This window comes from Chlorobium ferrooxidans DSM 13031 (genome assembly GCF_000168715.1).
Taxonomy (GTDB): Bacteria; Bacteroidota; Chlorobiia; order Chlorobiales; family Chlorobiaceae; genus Chlorobium; species Chlorobium ferrooxidans.
On sequence record NZ_AASE01000045.1, the window covers coordinates 1 to 4,850 of the forward strand.

Consider the following 4,850-nt stretch of genomic DNA (forward strand, 5'->3'; position numbering starts at 1 on the left):
CACCCTCTCCGGCACCGAGAAGGCCGAGCTCCCGCATACCGGGTGTATCGATAAACATAACGCCGTTATCAAGCACGATGAGCTGCCGCCGGGTTGTTGTGTGTGTGCCCTCTCCCGTTGCGCTGACCGCTTTGGTATCAAGATCATCCTTTCCGGTCAGGTGATTGATCAGTGTTGTTTTGCCGACTCCGGATGAACCAAGCAGGCAGCAGGTTTGTCCCGGGTGTAACAGTTCGCGGAATTCCTCAATTCCGGCACCGGTGACGTTACTGAGAGCAATAACTCTCGTCGTGATACCGGCTGCTCTTATAGCCGCAAGCTTCTCCTCCAGCTCTTCGGGGGAGATCAGGTCCGTTTTGGCAAGAATGACAACCGGCTCAACACCTCCGTCTACAGCCATGACCAGATAGCGGTTCAGACGAGCGAGATTAAAGTCAAAGTGGCATGACTGAACAATAAATGCGAGATCAATATTGGCGGCAATCAACTGATACTCCACCTCCGTTCCGGCCCGCTTCCGGCGTAAACAGGTTCTTCGGGGAAAGAGGGCGTGGATGATTGCCGAGGCACCGTCATTGTGGTACTGCACCCTGACCCAGTCGCCGACACATGGCAGCTCAACGGATGAGTCGATGTGGAAAGAGAGGCGCCCTGAAAGTTCAGCCGGAACCTCTGTGTGTTCACTCCGTACCATGAAGGAGTTGCGATCAACTGCCGTTACTCGGGCTATCTCCTGCCCTCCGGTCGGGAGATCATCAATATGAGCCTGAAACCACTCGTCAAAACCGAGTTCACTCAACTTCCTCATAATCTGTTACCGAACACTGTTCAGCGTTTGTTTCCTCGCAGGGGATAATGCAGAGCACTGTTTTTATGCAAGATAACCTGCAGTGTGTGCCGAAAAAAAACAAACCGATATAATAATCCCGATCCGACCCGATCGTTTCTTTTTCAACTCCTTTTTACTGAACTTTCCATAATCAAGCTGATACCATTTATGAGCGTCATGATGAAACTGCTGCTCCTCCTGCTTTTGCTTTTTTCCGCTATTCCGGCATGTTCCGGTGCAGAGGAGATTGACCGGAAGCTTTTCGGCGAGTACGATACGGCGCTGGTGATCGTTAACCGCGCCTCCGGCGCCGTGACCGATGTGAACCCAGCGCTCAGCGCACGGCGAAACTCCACCTGCTCGACATTCAAGATCTACAACACCCTGATCGGCCTCCAGCTCGGCCTGCTCAGGGGAGCCGATGACCCCTGGTACACATGGGACGGTGTGCACCGCGATATCGACGGGTGGAACCGCAACCTCACCCTCCGTGAGGCCTTCCGGGTTTCGGCAGTTCCTGCATTTCAGGCGTTGGCAAGAGCGATCGGGCAGGAGCGGATGAAGCGCTACATCAACCGCATCGGCTATGGAAACGGCGATATCTCTTCGGGTATCGACACCTTCTGGCTTCCACGGCCGGGCAGAACCGGAGTGCTGATCAGCGCAGGCGAACAGGTTGCCCTTTTGAACAGATTGCTTGACGGCCGGCTGCCCTTTTCCAGAAAGCACGTGAAGGCGCTTCGTGACATTATGCTCGTTGCAGAGAGCCCGAAAGGGAAACTTTACGGCAAGACCGGATCAGGCAGGAGTGCGGAGGGGAGAGAGGAGCTGGGATGGTTTGTCGGCTTTCTCGAAAGCCGGGGAGTCGAGTACGCCTTCGCCTGCAACATCACCGGCGGAGAGCATCCCTCCGGAAAAGCCGCCCGCGCGATTGTGGAGAGGGTGTTCAGCTCTCAGAATCTTCTGTAGGCCACCGCAATTAATTTGTTTCGGAATTCGACGGCATCATTGTCCCGACCACGTTGGGATCGAACTCAAACCGCTCGCGACAATTAATAGCGGTGCCCTTTATGCTGTTTGGTCAGGATTATCAATGGGAAAGTGCTCCTCTTCGTAGCTTTCAATCAGACTTCCAAGGATTTCAAGCTCATCACCTTCCATTGTCTCTGGTTTAGCATCAAATATCTCTTCAAGTCGTTTGAGCGCCAGCTCATAGTCAGCTTCTGTCTTTATTGGTTTGATCTGCATGATTGATGTGTTTGACGGAAATATACACAGTTCCGTGGATAGCAGCGTTTTTCGCTGTTGGGCTCGGCAGTAAATCAAGCTTGAACTGACAGCGATGAATGTCGTCCCCTCATTTGCGCTCAGTTTGTCTTCTTCTGAAGATGTTGTTATTATGAAGTATTGGTAGCGTGCTGTGCTTTTTACATATAAATCTTTTTATACGATGACGGCAAAAGATATTTACCAAAAGGCTTTGGCATTATGGGCGCCTCTATAAATTGTCGTGAGCGGTTTGAGGGCAAGGCGGACGGGGCGCAGAAGCCGGAGTGTACAGCGGAGTACATGAGGATTTCGAGCACCGTCCAACGCAGCAATCAAAACGCGGAACAAATTGAGAGAGGTGTCCTAAAACCTCACGAGCAGGTTGATCCTGTCGATAAGTTGATCGCTCATCTCGATTTGCCGGATAAAACGATTGATGATTTATGGCAAAAAGAGTCGGAGAGCAGGGTTGAGGCATACGAAAAGGGACTTATAAAGTCACTCACCCTCGGCGAGGTTCTTGAAAAGTATAAGAATCTTTGAGCAATGGATATCCGCATCCTTGTAGTTCTCCTACCAGGAAGTTCCCCGGAAAACCGCTTAACCGTTTTTTCTCCCAACTCTTTCAAATTGACTTCTCTTGCTTAACAACGTCCCGGAGTCTTTCGGACACGCCGCTATTTCTGATAACAGCGTTCAGTAAAAATGAGCAGGGAAACCTGAACAAATCACAGCGGAATGAGCTGGCCGGACTGACAAAAAATTTGGTTCAAAACTATAAGGGGAAAAATGGATAATGTGTTTGAAAGTATAAAGAAGGGTCTGCAAGAGGCTGTTGATTATTCTGAGGGAAAAAAGGTTCGGGTCAGGGTATTTCATCCGGAACCTGTCAACGTTAAAAGTATCAGGCATGGAACCCACCTGACGCAGGATGAGTTTGCCGCCGCATTTGGTATCAGTGTTGCCACCCTGAGGCATTGGGAGAGGGGTGACCGCAAACCGCATGGTCCGGCGCTGGTGTTGCTCAACCTTGTTAAAAAAGCTCCCGAAACGGTCTTGCAGGTCTTGAACAGCTAAACAATCGGGGCTCGCATCAGTCTTGAAGCTACTCGTTATGAACTCCGTTCAGGGTGCATGCTCTTCTTGATCTCTTCAATCCAAAATCCAGCATCCGTAATTCAAACTCCCCCTAATTCAAGCCCCTCATCTTCACCTCATTGTGCTTTGAGACACTTTTGTTCACTTGGTTGTGAACGTCCCGTCTTCAGTCCTTTTGTAGAGTTAGTCGAGGGCGTTCCCGAAGTTGCCTCCTTCCCTAATTTTACGCCCCATCAGGGCTTGCCTTGAGTCCCGGAGGGACGGCATATCGGTAAAAAAAAGTCGTCGCGCCCCTTTTTTTCTTCTCTTCAATCCCGAATCCAGCATCCGGAATTCAAAATCTCTTCAGGTGTCATGCCGAACTGAAAGGAGGCATCTCTGTTCAGATGAAGCGGGAGTTGTTGAGGTAACTGTCAATGAAGATGGTGGTTATGCAGACGCATTTTCGACGAATATTTCCCAATCGACGCAACTTTTCTCGCGCTTCTGCTGATAAATCGCAGGAAATCTATGTATTTTAAAGCTAATATTTTGTTTTGATAATCGCATTCTTATCGGCGGATTACTGGTATAACGATAAGTTGTTGGAATGTATCGGAAACAATGGGCGATTTGCTTCTGATCCTTCCGCTGTCACTTATGTTACAACCATGTCAGCCAAACAAGTTTACAGAAAATTAAAAGCCCATTCGATTGATCTGTAATAAACGCGATAAGAAAGAATCTGTCAATAACACTCTACTTTGATGCACTTATTCGTCTAATATGGGAGGTAAAGAGCAGTAAGGCAACGCAGATCAACAAGTTATCGGTAATGATGTAAGATATTTGATTCCCCTAAAATGAAAATAGACATAAAAACAAAAGACAAAAATCTTCTCTTAAGGACTGAAATACTTGACATCACCTTAAACATCGAGCAGAATATTGACCTAATCCTTGTTATTTATTTAACCATTGACGGAGAAAAAAGGAAGGGTATAACGAATAAAAGCGGCGGACTCTCTTTCAAAAACAAAATTGACTTACTTTTTGACCTTGAAATATTCGATGAAGACGAACATAGACTATTCTTGCTTTTGATGGAATTTCGGAACCAATTTATTCATAATATACACTGCTCTTCCTTCTTCTATGCGGCAGATATCCTAGGTGATGACAAAAGAAAACGCTTACTAAAGTTTTCAGACATCGAAGGGGACGAAGAACAGAAATTACACAATGCCTACAGGAATTTATACCGTAAAAGCTTGCACATTGCACTTAATAAAATCAAAATAAGAAAAGAGTTTGTTAAAGAAAAAAGTACACTATTGAACAATTTTAATGGTAAAACCCTTTATTTTATTGATGCACTTGTAGACCTTTGTGAGATGTTTTTTGAAAAGTATGAACCGAGTGATTCAGATACAATCGAAGTATTGAATTTAAAAGTTGATTTACACAAAACCATAGCAAAAGAGATGGATAAGGTATTTTCTTCGGAACAATATAAACACCTTCAAGACAGGCTTGAAGAATCCTTACAACCTGAAAAAATTAAAAGACATTACAAATAATTTGAGACTAATAGCACATACTATTAATGCCAAGCAAGCGTAAATGATAGCAATATAAAGATTAATAAATGATTAAAATAAGTATCAACTAAAAA

6 protein-coding genes are annotated in these 4,850 nt (G+C 46.3%); 4 read left to right on the forward strand and 2 right to left on the reverse strand.

The window, feature by feature from the left end; genetic code table 11:
- Window positions 1-808, reverse strand: an 808-nt coding sequence (rsgA, locus tag CFERDRAFT_RS11550; protein ID WP_040433872.1) for a ribosome small subunit-dependent GTPase A, incomplete at its 3' end; no start/stop codon positions are given.
- A gap of 189 nt (window positions 809-997) precedes the next feature.
- Between rsgA and CFERDRAFT_RS11555 the strand changes: the two genes are divergently transcribed.
- On the forward strand, window positions 998-1,798 hold the full coding sequence (locus CFERDRAFT_RS11555; protein WP_006367404.1) for a penicillin-binding transpeptidase domain-containing protein: 801 nt from the start codon (window positions 998-1,000) through the stop codon (window positions 1,796-1,798).
- A 99-nt stretch (window positions 1,799-1,897) separates the two neighbouring features.
- Here the strand turns inward: CFERDRAFT_RS11555 and CFERDRAFT_RS11560 are convergent, their stop codons facing one another.
- Window positions 1,898-2,077 carry a hypothetical protein gene (locus CFERDRAFT_RS11560; RefSeq protein ID WP_006367405.1) on the reverse strand — a complete coding sequence of 60 codons (180 nt, stop codon included), beginning with the start codon at window positions 2,075-2,077 and terminating at the stop codon, window positions 1,898-1,900.
- A gap of 240 nt (window positions 2,078-2,317) precedes the next feature.
- Here CFERDRAFT_RS11560 and CFERDRAFT_RS11790 point away from each other — a divergent pair, with 240 nt between their 5' ends.
- The 3 genes from CFERDRAFT_RS11790 to CFERDRAFT_RS11575 all read left to right on the forward strand — a co-directional run bounded on the left by CFERDRAFT_RS11790 (window position 2,318) and on the right by CFERDRAFT_RS11575 (window position 4,755).
- Window positions 2,318-2,641 carry an addiction module protein gene (locus CFERDRAFT_RS11790; protein WP_006367406.1) on the forward strand — a complete coding sequence of 108 codons (324 nt, stop codon included), beginning with the start codon at window positions 2,318-2,320 and terminating at the stop codon, window positions 2,639-2,641.
- A gap of 246 nt (window positions 2,642-2,887) precedes the next feature.
- A complete protein-coding gene (nadS, locus tag CFERDRAFT_RS11570) occupies window positions 2,888-3,175 on the forward strand; it encodes a NadS family protein (RefSeq protein WP_006367407.1) in 288 nt (95 codons plus the stop codon).
- An 863-nt stretch (window positions 3,176-4,038) separates the two neighbouring features.
- Window positions 4,039-4,755, forward strand: coding sequence for a hypothetical protein (locus tag CFERDRAFT_RS11575; RefSeq protein ID WP_006367408.1), 717 nt, complete (start codon window positions 4,039-4,041; stop codon window positions 4,753-4,755).
- Window positions 4,756-4,850 lie beyond the last annotated feature (95 nt).

Bases quoted from the DNA above. Each gene is read 5' to 3' on its own strand.
- CFERDRAFT_RS11560 (WP_006367405.1), bottom strand. From the start codon at position 2,077: ATGCAGATCAAACCAATAAAGACAGAAGCTGACTATGAGCTGGCGCTC.
- CFERDRAFT_RS11575 (WP_006367408.1), top strand. From the start codon at position 4,039: ATGAAAATAGACATAAAAACAAAAGACAAAAATCTTCTCTTAAGGACT.
- nadS (WP_006367407.1), top strand. From the start codon at position 2,888: ATGGATAATGTGTTTGAAAGTATAAAGAAGGGTCTGCAAGAGGCTGTT.
- CFERDRAFT_RS11790 (WP_006367406.1), top strand. From the start codon at position 2,318: ATGGGCGCCTCTATAAATTGTCGTGAGCGGTTTGAGGGCAAGGCGGAC.
- CFERDRAFT_RS11555 (WP_006367404.1), top strand. From the start codon at position 998: ATGAGCGTCATGATGAAACTGCTGCTCCTCCTGCTTTTGCTTTTTTCC.